Genomic DNA, 14,797 nt, shown 5'->3' with positions numbered 1-14,797 from the left:
TAGCTATCGGAGCTTACTTTGAAAAAGTAGGTGACACACTCAAACTGAAGATTGCACTCACCAAAAAACGCAGAAAATGGTTCTTCGGAATTTGGGATTACCCCATAGCCTTATCTCAAAAAATATCAACTGCGTGATTTGGGATAAACATTATTATTCTTATCAATTTTATAAACAACAACAAAATGCTGCTTGTTCCAATGCACAATGCAGGGAAAAGGAACTTCAGAAGTAAGCGTATTAAAATCAATCTGAACTCCTAGAGAACGGAAACCTAAGTCTTCTGCTGCATCACTTAAACCCATTAAACTGCTTCCTTCACGAGTCGTCTCCGAAAGATTACGAATTTGCTGCAAAGAAATGCTTTTGCCGTAATGTTTACTGATGATTCTGAGACATGTGGGACCGCAGTCTTTGGCATCGGGTTGAAGGTAATTTGGGAATAATTTCAAATCCTTTCAAATTTAAAAGTTGAGCCATCTTTTGAAATTTCTATAAGATTCTTATTTTTATCAATTTTGTAGTAAATCATAGAACTTTTATCAAGGTAATAAATATTTCTTTTGAAAATTGATTTGAAGATAACAAAAGAGTGCATCATTTCTGAAAATGAAAGTGAAAAATTGTTTTCAGAATCTTTATTAAGTATTCTGTTTTGATTACCGTTATTAAAAATTCCACTCTCTAAGTCAGTAGCTTTTCTACATATTATTTTTCTAGAAATAAAAGCATCTAATCTTATTATTAATTTCTTAGAAAAAACGGAAAAATTTTCTATCCAAAAATAAGTAAGTTTTGAAAAAATTCCAGACTTAATAATGATGTGTTTATGAATTTGAAATTTATTTGGTATGTTTTGCCAATGTTTTTTCCTGCTGTATATATTGCATTTGTATAAAATAAGATGATAATACAGAACTTCAAATTCGTTTTTGAAAGACAAAAAACCATTATTCCAACATAATTTTCCAGGTAAACCTTCTATGATTAAAAAATCAAAATGTGCTTTTAAACTCTCTTTCCGCATTTCTCTCATTAAAACATGATGCATGGATTCAATTTCTGTTTCTATTTCAAAGATATCTCCACCGCCTTCTAAATATTGATGTACAAAATTGCATTCGTCAAAACAAAAATGTTTGTTAGATGTAAATATTTTTTCGTAATCTTTACTTTTTTTGAAGAGCCAATTTGCTTTATCGTTGTTTTCAAAAATCATGAAAGATCCTGTAGGATAATCATTTCTCACAGAAATCACTTCATATGTAGTAAGTATTTCATCTGTGATGAACTCTCTAATTCTGCCAAAGATGATATCAATATCTGTAATGCCCCAATATTCAAAGTTTTTTAAATAATCGGAAAAAATAATTCCATAAGCTGGTTTGAAATCACAAAGTTTGTATGCATATTTGATGTTTATGGACAAACCAAGTTTAAGCGATGCTAGATCATTAAACTGATTTAACAAAAAAGGAATAAACTTCACATTTGGTGGTGCATTTGATGGCAAATTTTGATCGGTGAAAATTAAAAAGTCAATAGTAAGATTTGTACTACATGACTTTAAAAACAAATTGAAATACCATGGAAATTCTCCAAAAAAAACATTAATTAAGCAAATGCTTTTCATAAACAATCATCATCTATTAATTCTGAGATAAAATATTCTAAATCTTTTCTTTCGTAAAATTGTGGAAACTTGAATTGATTGATAAAAATATTTGGTGTGAAATTTAATTCTTTCTGTATATTTTCATCTCCCACTTTTTTCAACAGTTTTTCAATTTCTATATTATTTTTTGGTTCACCATATTTTGAAAGCCATTGTTGCATATTCTTATTTTCAAACCAAAAACTTAAAGCATCAGAAAATTCTAAACCTCCTTGTTCCCGATGTATTTCTATCAATCTTAAGAATAATTTTTTGTTTTTTTTATCAAAATCTTCATTATAATTAAACCGAACTGAAATGTTTAGATTCTCTTCATACTTTGATAGTATTTGATGCAAAATTTCATGAGCTTCCTTGCAGTAACTACAAAACGGATTAGTAATAATAGAGATTTTTAGATTGGCATTTGGATTCCCCAAAACAATATTTTCATGTTCAAAAAACTGTTGGTCATCTTTTTTTAGAGTGTTTTTAAATACACTGTAGTTCCTTTTAAAACGTAGGTTCTTTATATTTTCTTCTTTCAAATTTTTTATGTTTAACAATAACGGTTTTATCATATAAACAGAAAGGGCAATAACACATAAGCTGAAAACAAAAAGTAAAACATCTTTTAAATTAAAACTGAATAAAAAAGAATAATTAATTGCCAAAAGCAAGAATTGTAGATATACCAAAGCAATAATACTAAGACAAATTGGACACCATTTTTTCTCAATCTCATATTGAAAATAAATAGAATACAAAGTCATCGGTATTGCTAAAACTAACTCAAAAAGCAATAGCAAGAAATAACTTTCTATTGTACCAAGAACTGAAAATAAAACTAGAGATAATAATTGTGAACCAAAAAACCAAATACTAATATCAGATATTTTAATGTTTTTCAGCCAAGTATTTTTGTTAGAATTGATTACATTGCTACAATCAGCATTAGCAACAATGGAACACATGTTTTTTGATACTTTAGATTCTATGCCAAGTTCTGTTTTTAATGCTTCTACCGAAAAAAAAATTCCAACCATCGAAATCGCACTAAATAAAACCGAGAATAATGATCCTGAAAAGTAATAAATAATTCCTAGTATAAATAACGACGAAATAGAAATAAAAGATTGTCTTGCATTATTATTTTTAGATTTTGAATTTAGAAAATCTTCTGGCTTTTCTACTAAAAGAACCACATCTCTCCAGTATTGTTTTAGTTCTTTGATGTTGAGTTTTTTCGTTTGTTTTTCATAGGTAAATTGATATAGCCCATTTTTCTCAGTAATATGAGCTAGATAATTTTCTTTTCTATCTTCCCCTAACAAAGCCACAAAAGAATTAGGCAGGTTTTCTATCTGATCTGCAAATATTTTTGCAGCCATATTTGGTATTTTAAAAAAAGAAAAAGCATCTGAAAATGCCAACAAACTAGGATAATCTGGATGAGATTCTATTTGAAATTCAAATTCTGCTTTGTCTAGTGATATACTTTGAGATTGAGCATAAGAAATTACTGCTTCTAAGTTTTCAGATGCCATAAGTAATGTTAAAATTTAAGTTTTAGTTTTTTAAGTTTTCTTCAAGAAATTGTTCTAACTCTTCAGGAGAAATATCTTTTTTGATAATTTTTCCTTCTGAATCTAACAAAAATGTTGTTGGAAACTTATTAATGTTATATTTCTTCGCTTCCGTACCATTTTCATCCAAATATTGCCTCCAAATGAGTTCTTTTTCTTTAATTACTTTTCGCCAATTTCCTTTATTTGAAGTTCTATCTGTTGAAATACCTATGATTTCAAAGCTGCGTCGTTTATATTTTGAATATAATTCTTTGTACTTTGGCATTTCTATTAAGCAGGGTCCACAATTGGAAAACCAAAAATCGACTAATGTATATTTTGTGTCTAAATTATATCCATTTTTCTTTACATCATTATAATCTTTTAAAGAGATTTTTGTAATCTTATCTTCAAAATTTTTTTCATTGAGTTTCTTAATAAAAACCTTTGCTGTACTTGTTTTTTTAATTTTTGGGGATAGATAATTATAAATGTCTAAAAATTTATCATTATAACCTATAACAGAATATCTTTCAATTGCGAACCATAGACTTATATAAGAATTAGGATATTTTTTTGTATAATCCAATAGATATTGGATTTTCTTTTCATTGAATTCTCTTCTAATTTTTTTATAATCTTTTTCTTGGACAATATTTTTATCTTCAACAGCAAGTTCTTCATCTTGAAGAATCTTATAATACTGAGGCAAAAACTTTTTATTTAGTTCAGTATTAATTTCTGAATTTGAAAGATTATAATACTTATTAGGAATAAATTCGTCAATTGAAAGAGTATGATTCCCTTTATCTACGAGTATCATTTGGGTCATTGCATAGCCTCCATTGGAATTTTGAAAACTTAAAAACAAACCTATAGGATAAGAAATCTTTCCGGTAAAAGTAAAATTGTTATTTTCAATTTTGGATATGAAAGATTTGTTTTCGTAAAATGATGTGTCAATGAAAGCAGGCTCTAAATATATAGAGTCTGCTTTTGTTACAGAAGGTTTAACAACCCCTTTGATTTCAAAAGATTTAGAACTATTCTGACCAAATATATTTATGCTAATCCCTAAAGCAATAAATAAAGTTTTCATTTTAGCTCCAACAATAATCATGACGATGTGCATTACAAGTTACACACGTTAGCCCACCACAACAGCTTTTGTTAGCCGTGTAACAAGCCTCTCCTCTTGATGCACATCCAGTACCACCACTACCTCCCATGATACTTCTCATTTCACTTCTAGTTAAGCTATCTTTTGCAGCTTTAAGATTCATTTTTTTCATAATAGAATTATTTAAATTATTTTAACATTTCAAAACTAAAAATAATAATCATAATACCACACTTAATAATTTGCAATTTTTTGGTAATTTTTTTGCAGATTGTGTACAAATTGTGCAAATTTGCTAATCTAAAACATTCAAATGATACAGCATAAGCTTCGTAACCAAAGAAAACAAAAAGGATTTTCGCAAGAACAAATGGCAAAAATTTTAGGAACCGATACTTCTAATTATTCTCGTAAAGAACGGGGAGAAGTAAAAATACATGACGAAGAATGGGAAAAAATGGCTAAAATATTAGAGGTTTCTGTGGAGGAAATCAAAAATCAGGATCACAAATTTTCTTTTCAATTTGAGAACTCTACTTTCCATGATCATTCTGGGAGTAATATAACATATTCTAATGTACCCGATTTCTTCTTAGAAACTCAAAAAAAATACATTGAAAAAATAGAACAAGAAAACGAATCTTTAAAAAAAGAAAATATACAGCTTAAAGAACAACTAAAATAAAAACACTTATGTCAATCACCAATCTTAACAACACCCACCTGAATTCCCAGCAAATTGCCGATGCTCAAGCTGCCATATTAGCATTAGAAAATGCCTTGTCTGCAATCAATATAAATCTCACCGCAGATGACCGAAGAAGATACGGAAGCATTAATGAACAAAATAAACTGTTCGTTAACAAAGTCTATGATTACGGTAAAAACCAACCCTCTCTTGCTGCACCAGAGGTAGATTGGCAAGAGTTTAATAGCGACTATTCATCTCGTCAGGTATTAGAAGGTTTTATCGCTCGTTTAGAAAGTCTTACTACCCGATTGGGCAACGCTAAAATTCTTTATGATTACGACAATTTTCAGGCTGCTCTTACAGATTACGCATACACTACCTACAAGGCTGCCACTTCTGAAGCAGGGTATGAAACCAAACAAAGCGATCTGAAGCAGTTTTTTGCCAAAACCTCAAAAAATACCGAAAATCCATCTTCTGAAAGCTAAACGATATTCAATATCCACAAAAAAGCTTTTTTGTTACCCCGCAAAAGAGCTTTTTTGTGATACAATTGTATTGATTACCACAAATTATCTTTATTGTAGAACAAGGGAGATCTGCGGTTGACATCATGATATATGCTGCATCGATCTGCACTCATTCAGCAAATATATTTCGGGGTTTGGCAATGTATATTTTGGGGTTTCGAACATCAAAAAACAAATCAGTAACCTCAAAAGAGAACTTCGGAACGTAGAATTTGATATAGATAAACGTGTAAAGAGGAGTTGGTAACATATTGTGATATTTAGCGAACGTGTAAAATGTACTTAGAACGTATATTTATTGCAAATAATTCTAAAACAACCTCAGCTGCTGCTCCTTCGTCCCTGTAAAGCCATCCGTTGAAAGCTTCGGAAACTCTTTTCCTTCAAAGAATTTCTTTCTGCCGATTTTAAAAGTATTGTGAATCATTTCAGCAATATTTCCTTCACCTTTCTGTCGGTCAAAGTATCTTTTTTCGCCCAGTTTTCCGCCATGCATAGACTTTATTAAATTTAAAACCTTTTGTGCACGATCAGGAAATGCATTTTCAATCCATTGTACAAAAACAGGTTCTACCGTATCGTTCAGCCTTACCAATGTGTAACCAAAACTTTGTGCGCCTGCTTCTGAAATAGCTTTTAAAATAGCTAAAGGCTCATCACTGTTAAGTCCCGGAATGATTGGTGCAACCATAACATGAGTTGGAATTTTGCTCTCAGAGAGAATTTCAATAGCTTTCAGTTTGTTTTTCGCAGAACTCGTACGTGGTTCCATCTTTCTGCGCAGATCCTCGTTTATGGTCGGAATACTAAGAGATACAGAAACTAAATTCTGTTCTGCCATCGGTTTTAAAATATCCAAATCCCGCAGCACCAAAGCATTTTTCGTTAAAACATTCACAGGATTTCGGTAATCAAGACAAACCTGTAAAAGCTGTCTGGTAATTTCAAATTGTCTTTCGGCAGGTTGATAGCAGTCTGTATTTCCGGAAAGCAGAATCGGAAAAGGTTGGTACCCTCTTTTCTTGAAAAATTTCTCCAGCAATTCCGGAGCATTTTTTTTTACCATTATTTTTCTTTCAAAATCAATTCCTGCACTGTAACCCCAATATTCGTGGGTAGGTCTTGCAAAACAGTAGGAACAGCCGTGTTCACAGCCTTGATAAGGATTCATTGAATATTCCATAGGCAAATCTTCGCTTTTTACCTTATTGACAATCGTTTTAGGAAAAATCTCCGTGAAAGTAGTTTTTATGGATTCTAAATCTTCATCATCAGGTTCATAGGTAAATCTGTCGAAACGGTTATTAACATTCCGTTGCGCTCCTTGACCTTTTTTGAAATTTTCGTTCTGCATATTTTTATAAACGTAAAAATAGGTTTAGAAGTATTGAAAATAATAAGTTTTAACAGGATAGTTTTCCACAAAAAATCCGAAATCAAAAAATGATTCCGGATTTTAAAAAAATTATATTCTTACTATTTCTTACGGGTCGCTACTTAAGGGCATAAAATTCTATTCCATGATCATCATCAGGGTTTTTGTTGTCAAAATGTCTGTGATAATCAGAGTAATAGTCGTTATATTTTCTATTTTTCTTAGATAATATTTTTTTTACGCCAAAAAAACTCAAAACTGCCAAAAGTCCTACGCCTCCTGCCAGTAAAACTCCTACTTCTTTTTTCATATGTAGATATTATTTAATGTTCCAAGATCAATAAGATTTAAAGAAATATTACCGATCTGTTTCAAACTATATCAAATAATATACCTTTTTGTTTTTTAATGAATGATAAATTTTGTTAATTATCAAAATAATGCTTTCAGTGTTTTATGGTTTAAAAATTGTACTAAACATAAAAAAATATTATTATGGAAAGTTCAGAAAACATAGACAGAATGACAACGCTTACCGGTGTCATGGAAACTTTAAGACAAAGAGGAATTCACAGAGAATTCAGAATGAATGAAGACTGCGAAATGAAATATGAAGGATCAGACAAAAACTATAAGCCGGACGAGCTTAGAATTGTAAAAACATACAGGTTTGAAGGTCCGAGTAATCCTGATGATAATGCTGTTTTGTATGTAGTGCAGGATACCGAAAAAAACATAGGAATCATTCTTGATTCTTATGGAGCAGACAGCAATTATCCGGGTCAGGAATTTGATGCTTTCCTAAGAGATATTCCTATTGAAGAAAGCGATGAGTACTAATTTTTAATTCATATTAGCATAAAAGAACATCCCGAAATATTCACTTTCGGGATGTTTTATTTTAAACTTTTCTACGGTATAATTCAGGTTTTAGCTATTTTTATTTTTTTGAAGACTCATTTTTCGTATTGTTTTTAGCTTTATCGGGATTGATTCCTAATAAAGTTTTTTTCAAACCACTTTCCACACCTTTCCAAAACATATTGAAAAAAGATTTTGTAGGATCTCTTTCCACACCTTCTACGATCACAGATTCGGGAAACTGACCGGAGTCTGTTTTAATAAAGATATTGGCAACCGCACTTAGGAGATTCTTTTTTTCTTTGCTTTTTTTGTCTAAAACAGAGATCTTTAAATCCTTGTGTTTGATATTGAATGTTCCACCGATTCCCTCCGGATTGCCTTTAAAGTTAAAAAGCATTTGCTGAATAGATCCTGTTGCCGAAACACTCATATAAGGAACAATAAACGAATTTAGTGCGACAGCCGGAATATTGTCTAAATTTCCTGAAATCGCAAAACGGTCACTCTGATCAGCAGTATTAAAAGTCCAGTTTACCGCCAACGGCGATGTATTCATAAACTTACAGTCAATCTTTATACTAACCTGAGTGGGTTTCCCCTTCATTTTTGCAGAATTGAGATTATTAACATTCATATTAAAATTACTGAAAGTCAATTTTCCAGGGCCACTGCTTTTCGGAGTGTCTTCTTCATATTCTAAAGTCGAATTTTTAAGTTGAAGATTGGTGACAAACATGGGAATTTTAATGGTTCGCAATAACTTTGAATATAAAGGCTTTATTTTCGGATCATCTTCCGGAATTTTACTTCTGAAAATATTGGCATTTGCAGACTGAATGATAACTTGTGATGCATAAAATGATTTATTTTCGGAAAATAAATCCCAGTTGCCCCGCGCAGAGATCTGATCTGCTTTAATATCATACAGATCCTGTTCTACAGGAATCATTCTTATAAATTCCGCTCTTGATACAAGCGGAATCATTGCAAAACGATTGATCTGAAGTTTATTTTGATCTAAACTCAGGGCAGCCGTTTTCATTTGATAGAACTTAGTTTTGTAACTGAAATCGTTTGCAGTAATATGATAATTTTTTACCTTCACAGCCATTCCGTCTTTTGCAGAATTATCTGTTAGTTCAAGATTTTCAATGGAAGCATTAAGATTATTGAGACTTAAAGGTTGCTGGTTACTCTCATAAGTAATATTGGAATTTTTAAGATCAATTTTTCCAATTTTAACGGGAAAATGAATTCCTTTTGCTGAATTTTTCTTTTTTTGTGGCGTTTTTGAAGAAGCTATTTTACCGTTTACGCCATCAATAAAAATATCATTTACATCCAAATTGAGTTTTTTATTTTTAATATCAAACGTATTGATGTTGAATTTTATCAGGTTGGTTTTAAAATCCATTACCAGATCAGAGTTTGTAGGCTTGGCGATAATGTTTTTAATCTGACCGCTTTTGGGTGTTAAACTGAAACTTTCTGCATACAGATTCTGTTGGTCATTGTAATAGATTCCGTTTCCTGAAATTTTGAAATCTTTATATAAAACAGGAATCACTTCTTCCGAACTCTCTTTAGTCATCTGCAATTCGGAAATGTCCATATTCAGATCCTGTGCAAAAAAGAAATCTTTTGCATTCGTTTTCACCATTTGTATTTTTGCATGGCTCACCTTTACATTTTTCAGATCAAGTTCAAAACTTTTTTTCTTTACTGCCTTTTTAACCGAGACACCGGTGTCATAAGCTCTTATAAATGGGTTTACAAAGATGGCGTTGGCGAGAGAAACTTTATTTTTTTTGAGAAAAATATCCTTGAAAGTCATCTTGGGAACCATAAACTGAAACATTTTAGATTTTTCAGGATATGTTTTCTTAAACTGCTCAAATGAAATCAGCGGTTGAAGATGAAAATTCTCAACAGAAATTTGACCGTTGGTGGTTGCAATTTTAGCGATTTTAAGCTCATAAATATCATCGGGCTGAAAAAAGAAATTTTTTCCTTTAATTTTATACTGGTCAAAAATTACAGGAAGTCTTTCTTCAACAGATTCTTCCGTTAATTGAAGGTTTTCCACATAGAGATTAAGCTCTTCCACACCAACGAATTTTTGTCTGGTATGACGGAAAACAGCAATAGTTCCGTCATTGATTCTGATGTTTTCAAATTTAACCGGATTGGGCTTTTTACCTGTTTTTTCGTCAACAGGTTTTGGAAGAATAATATTTAAGTTGGGTTTAGAAAGCAAAAGATCATTGGAGCTGATTATTTTATTAAACACAGCATCGTAGATCCCGAAACGACTTATTTTTAGCGTATCAATCGTTCCCTGAAGTCCTATAACCGAAGTATTTGTTGGGTTTTTATTATTAACAGTAACTCCGGTTGCAAGAATATTTCCTGTTCCCAAGTCTACATTCAAAGATTTATAAGTTACTCGGTAATCCGTATTTTTCTTAATATAGTCTGGAAGTTGGGTTTTGAGCCAGATATTTAAGCCAAAATTTGCCAGTAAAATTATTCCCAACAATATGCCAAAGCCAATAAAAAGCTTCTTAACCCAAGGTTTTTTCATGATTATATCTTGTTTTTCATTAAATTATTAGATTTTCAATTCTACTAAATATCCTTCATGTCCTCTTACATTCATAAAATTTCCGCCTTCAAAAGCTAAATACTGCCCTTTTATTCCGGTAAGTCTTCCTGTAAATTCAGGGTTTTTATCCAGTGTAAAAGAAGTTACTTTTTCAGGTTTGTCAAAAGGATAATCAAACTTCCAGAGATTTTCTCCTTCCGAATAAAATTTTTGGAAATCTTCAGGAAAGTATTCTTTAATCTTCTGCTGAAAATCTGCTAAATCCATTTCGCCTTCAAAGTCATCCTGAAGCATTTTTTTCCAGCTTGTTTTATCTGCAACATGTTGTTTTAGGGCGACTTCTATCATGCCTGCTTCATAGCGGTTTTCTGTTCTGGCAATAGGAAGAGCAAAAGTCGCTCCCTGATCAATCCATCGTGTCGGAATTTGGGTGTTTCTTGTTACCCCTACTTTCACATCACCTGTGTAAGCCAGATATACGGTATGTGGCTGCAGTTGGATTTCTCTCTCAACATTCAAATCCCGTTCCGCAATTCCAAGATGTGCAGTAGAAAGTTCAGGACGAATGATCGTATCACTTGCATAAGGGCTTTCAAAAAAACAGCTTTTGCAGAATCCCATTCTGTAAACTGTTTTGTCTAATCCGCAATTGACGCATTGGTAACCAATATGTCTTATGGTTAATTCTTTCCCGAACAGCTCATTCATGTGAATCAAATCATTGGAAAGATTAAGATAATACTGAATAGGCTCGTCATTGAAGCTCGTCATTTTTAATATTTGTCCCTGAAACTGCATGTTTTAAAATTTTAAATAAATATAGAAATTAAAATCTACTTTGATTTGTTCTATTTCACATAAAATAACATGGTAATCCCAAGCTAAAATTTTAAGGGATTGAGAATAAATCTTTTTTAGAGTAGGTTTTATGTTAAAATATCAGCTAAATACTTTTGGTTTTTGTTCTCATATTAATGTATAGAAAGTTCTTTTTATAAGTTAATTTTATTGTGTTTAAATTGTAAATAATTGTTTTTCAATATTTTAATTGTTGTATATTAAATGTATATATATAAGATTTATGAACTAATTGTTAACATTTTTAAATTAGGCATGTTAAGATTCTTAAAGAATAATATGACAGCGCTTATTTAAGACAGCATAATAAAACTTAAAAAAATTATATAAATCATGAGAAGAATATTACTTTTTTTAGTTTGTTTAAGCACTCATATCTATTACTCCCAATTTCAAAAAGTGGAAGTAGTAAATGACTTAAACGGACAAAAATTAGAAGTCAACGGGAAGCCTTTTATTGTAAATGGTATGAATTGGGATTACTTCCCGGTAGGAACTAATTATAATTATTCATTCTGGACTCAGTCAGATGATTTCATCAGAAAAGCATTGGATGATGAAATGTCATTGCTGAAAAATATGAATGTAAATGCAATCCGTGTATATACAGGAATTCCCAAAAAATGGATTACCTATATCTATGAAAACTATGGCATTTATACGATGCTCAATCACTCCTTCGGAAGATACGGACTTACTATTGACGGTGTTTGGACACCCGTTACCCATTATGATGATGCTAAAACTCAAGAGCTTCTAATGAAGGAAGTGAAACAACTGGCGTCTCAATACAAGAATACACCAGGCTTATTACTCTATTTATTAGGAAACGAAAATAACTATGGTTTATTTTGGCAAGGTGCAGAAACTGAAGATTTTCCAGATGATGAAGAACAGAAAAAATTTGTTGGAGAAAAAAGAGGACGGCCTATGTATCGTTTGATGAACGATGCAGCTAAAGAAATGAAATCGTTGGACGGAAATGTTCCGGTGGCGATTTGTAATGGCGATTTATTGTTCCTAAACATTATTAATGATGAATGTAAAGATGTAGATATTCTCGGAATCAATTCTTACCGTGGTGTTTCTTTTACCGATTTGTTCGATAGAGTGAAAAAAGAATACGGAAAACCGGTACTTTTTACAGAGTTCGGAGCAGATGCCTTCAACGAACTTTCTCAGCAGGAAGATCAGGATGCACAAGCCTACTATCTTAAGGGGAATTGGCAGGAAATCTACGAAAATGCAGCGGGAATGGGAAAAGCTGGAAACTCCATAGGTGGTTTTACGTTCCAGTTTAGCGATGGATGGTGGAAGTACAAACAAACCGAAAATCTGGAAGTTCATGATTCTAATGCTTCTTGGAGCAACGGCGGCTATATCAAAGATTTCAAACAGGGACAAAACAATATGAACGAAGAATGGTTCGGTATCTGTGCCAAAGGTAAAACCGATGCTACGGGTCATTACCAACTGTATCCAAGAGCGGCGTATTATACTTTGAAGGAAATCCATCAGTTTAATCCTTACAACACTAGTGCTTCCAGATCTGGAAATCCTGTGCAGTCTTATTTCGGAAATGTAAATACTGCCGATGCTCAACTTCGTGCGAGAGGAGACAAAGCCGCTTTAAAAGGGGAAAGTACTGATTTGATTAGAATCAGCCAGCTTAGAGCAGATTTCACCACATTTAATACAGGCGGAAGTCTTACAGAAACCCCAAAAGACAAATCAGATGCTTATACCAAATACCCCAATAAACAGGGTTTTGATCATATGCAATCTTATTTCGTAGGAATTGAAGGAAATCCTGCACCCAATATGAGAGCCAATGTCAATTTCAACATTTTAGGAAATGTAGCAGAAAATCCTATCGATCAGATTTTCTACGAAAACCGAGGCAGACCTATCAAAGTAATGAATGCCGACGGAACCATTACCGAGATGAGAGACCTGAACAGAGTACAAGTCTATAGCGCAAGTTACAACTGGAATCACAAAAATTTCGACTTGCACGGTTTCTACAGAACAGGTCATTATCATTGGGCTTATGAAGGAGATTTCTTTAACCTATATCCTGAAGCCAACTATGGGCAAATGATTGATATCTACAATGGTGAAGCTCCTTTTGGTTTTGAATTTACAGGTAAAAAAGAACTAAACGGTCTAAAGATCGCTTTTGGACCAGAGCTTTGGTGGGGAGCCAACCCGGCATTTTTAGTGAAATACTCTAAAAACTTAGGCAAATTCAATTTTACAGGGATTTTCCACGAAGATGTAGACCAAAGAGGAGATTCTCAAAGTTCATTTGCTGTTCCTCAGCCAAAAACCAGAAGAGCAACTTTAGCCGTACAAAGAAAATTCGGCAAGTTTGCAGTAGATTTAGGAGGTATTTGGGCAGGTCAGCCGCTTAACGGCAGAGACTTCCAATTATACAGAGACGGAAACATCTATCAAGACCAAATTAATGGTAATGACAACTGGGGAGGAAAAGCCAAACTTACCTACACCGGAGGAAAATTCAACTGGTACGCACAAGGTTCTGCAATGGGATTGGTTGCTAACGGAGGTTGGGATCAAACGCAGACCTTCACCGGTTGGAGACTAAAAGATACCGGAAGCGGTAACCAATACAATTTCCTTACAGGTTTTACCTACAAAATAGGAAACTTTGAAATCGCACCCAATTTCCTTTGGCAAGAACCCATCGAAGGGCCAATTCCTGCCACAGCAGCAGCTCCAGGAAGACCAAGAAACATTCTTCAAGATCCTTTTGTAGTAAGAGTGAATAGAAAACAAACCGCAGGAGAAATTTTGTTTACCTATGATCCTACTCCTGCAACATGGATGTACGCTTGGGATAGCGACAGAACAGAAGATGCACCATTTGCATTCAGTGCGGGGTTTGTGTACAGACATTTACCAACCACTCAAGATGCTGCTATCGGTATTTTAGGAGACGGAAGATCGTTGTTTGCGTTTCCAGGTGCAGCTCCAGCTGCAGATCTTTGGGAAGCCAACGCCAGAATTGTTTCCAAAATATCGCACGATTTCGGGGTAATTGCCAACATTTATGGAGGAACAGGTCAGGCAAACGGAAGCGACCCTCGAAAAGTAGAACGATTCGGTCTAGACCTAAGAACCATCTACAAAAAAATGAAATTTATTTCTGGAATTAAATTCAACGATTGGGGACCATACGATTTCCACAGAGACTTCAATCAGACATTCCCGATGCAGTTAATGGGAGATTTATCTCTTGAAATCGGAAAACCGGATTGGTGGATTCTTCCTGGAACGAGAATCGGAATCAGAGGAACCTACAGAACGCTAGACCAATACTCCCCAAGATACAACCCGACACAAACAATTGACGGTGCAGGAAACTGGGTTCCTGATCCCACTGCAATTGGCTTTCCCAATGGAAATGAATGGGAAATCAGAACGTACATTCAAATTAATATAGGTAAATAAAACAGAATTTTTAGGGCAGCTTTATCCGCCTTCCGCTACCAATCTTTTTGTTTCGCTT

The 14,797-nt window shown here is 33.1% G+C and carries 11 protein-coding genes and 2 pseudogenes; 5 read left to right on the top strand and 8 right to left on the bottom strand.

The genetic code is table 11. The features are described 5' to 3' along the window. Window positions 1-137: pseudogene (locus AC0NBN_RS09615) on the top strand (IS1380 family transposase); the annotation flags it as partial. Window positions 138-143: 6 nt separating this feature from the next. Here the strand turns inward: AC0NBN_RS09615 and AC0NBN_RS09610 are convergent. The 4 genes and pseudogenes from AC0NBN_RS09610 to AC0NBN_RS09595 all read right to left on the bottom strand — a co-directional run. Further along, window positions 144-452: pseudogene (locus AC0NBN_RS09610) on the bottom strand (cysteine peptidase family C39 domain-containing protein); the annotation flags it as partial. Then, entirely contained in the window at window positions 449-1,633 is a 1,185-nt protein-coding gene (locus AC0NBN_RS09605) for a DUF6625 family protein (protein WP_474468259.1), read from the bottom strand. The pseudogene AC0NBN_RS09610 and the gene AC0NBN_RS09605, both read right to left, overlap by 4 nt. Further along, window positions 1,630-3,201, bottom strand: a complete 1,572-nt coding sequence (locus tag AC0NBN_RS09600) for a vitamin K epoxide reductase family protein (RefSeq protein ID WP_160812635.1) — start codon at window positions 3,199-3,201, stop codon at window positions 1,630-1,632. The genes AC0NBN_RS09605 and AC0NBN_RS09600 overlap by 4 nt, the downstream gene beginning before the upstream one ends. Before the next feature lie 22 nt (window positions 3,202-3,223). Continuing rightward, entirely contained in the window at window positions 3,224-4,342 is a 1,119-nt protein-coding gene (locus AC0NBN_RS09595) for a TlpA disulfide reductase family protein (RefSeq protein ID WP_160812634.1), read from the bottom strand. A 313-nt stretch (window positions 4,343-4,655) separates the two neighbouring features. Between AC0NBN_RS09595 and AC0NBN_RS09590 the strand changes: the two genes are divergently transcribed. Both AC0NBN_RS09590 and AC0NBN_RS09585 read left to right on the top strand, forming a co-directional pair. Beyond that, window positions 4,656-5,027, top strand: coding sequence for a helix-turn-helix domain-containing protein (locus tag AC0NBN_RS09590; RefSeq protein WP_160812633.1), 372 nt, complete (start codon window positions 4,656-4,658; stop codon window positions 5,025-5,027). Between the two features lie 8 nt (window positions 5,028-5,035). Beyond that, window positions 5,036-5,521: a hypothetical protein gene (locus AC0NBN_RS09585; RefSeq protein WP_160812632.1), complete on the top strand. Its 486-nt coding sequence runs from the start codon at window positions 5,036-5,038 to the stop codon at window positions 5,519-5,521. Between the two features lie 352 nt (window positions 5,522-5,873). Here AC0NBN_RS09585 and AC0NBN_RS09580 read toward each other — a convergent pair whose 3' ends face one another. Together AC0NBN_RS09580 and AC0NBN_RS09575 are read right to left on the bottom strand one after the other, a co-directional pair. Further along, window positions 5,874-6,917, bottom strand: a complete 1,044-nt coding sequence (locus tag AC0NBN_RS09580) for a PA0069 family radical SAM protein (protein ID WP_160812631.1) — start codon at window positions 6,915-6,917, stop codon at window positions 5,874-5,876. Between the two features lie 139 nt (window positions 6,918-7,056). Then, on the bottom strand, window positions 7,057-7,248 hold the full coding sequence (locus AC0NBN_RS09575; protein ID WP_160812630.1) for a hypothetical protein: 192 nt from the start codon (window positions 7,246-7,248) through the stop codon (window positions 7,057-7,059). 185 nt (window positions 7,249-7,433) lie between these two features. Between AC0NBN_RS09575 and AC0NBN_RS09570 the strand changes: the two genes are divergently transcribed. Further along, window positions 7,434-7,778, top strand: coding sequence for a hypothetical protein (locus AC0NBN_RS09570; protein WP_160812629.1), 345 nt, complete (start codon window positions 7,434-7,436; stop codon window positions 7,776-7,778). Between the two features lie 100 nt (window positions 7,779-7,878). Here the strand turns inward: AC0NBN_RS09570 and AC0NBN_RS09565 are convergent, their stop codons facing one another. Then, window positions 7,879-10,386, bottom strand: coding sequence for a hypothetical protein (locus AC0NBN_RS09565; protein WP_160812628.1), 2,508 nt, complete (start codon window positions 10,384-10,386; stop codon window positions 7,879-7,881). A 27-nt stretch (window positions 10,387-10,413) separates the two neighbouring features. Continuing rightward, window positions 10,414-11,205 carry a DUF2797 domain-containing protein gene (locus tag AC0NBN_RS09560; protein WP_160812627.1) on the bottom strand — a complete coding sequence of 264 codons (792 nt, stop codon included), beginning with the start codon at window positions 11,203-11,205 and terminating at the stop codon, window positions 10,414-10,416. A 393-nt stretch (window positions 11,206-11,598) separates the two neighbouring features. On the opposite strand from AC0NBN_RS09560, the gene AC0NBN_RS09555 reads away from it, so the two are divergent. Continuing rightward, window positions 11,599-14,739, top strand: coding sequence for a glycoside hydrolase family 2 TIM barrel-domain containing protein (locus AC0NBN_RS09555; RefSeq protein ID WP_160812626.1), 3,141 nt, complete (start codon window positions 11,599-11,601; stop codon window positions 14,737-14,739). Window positions 14,740-14,797 lie beyond the last annotated feature (58 nt).

The sequence above is a fragment of the Chryseobacterium sp. L12 genome, assembly GCF_056133985.1.
This window is presented reverse-complemented; position numbering and strand designations above follow the sequence as displayed.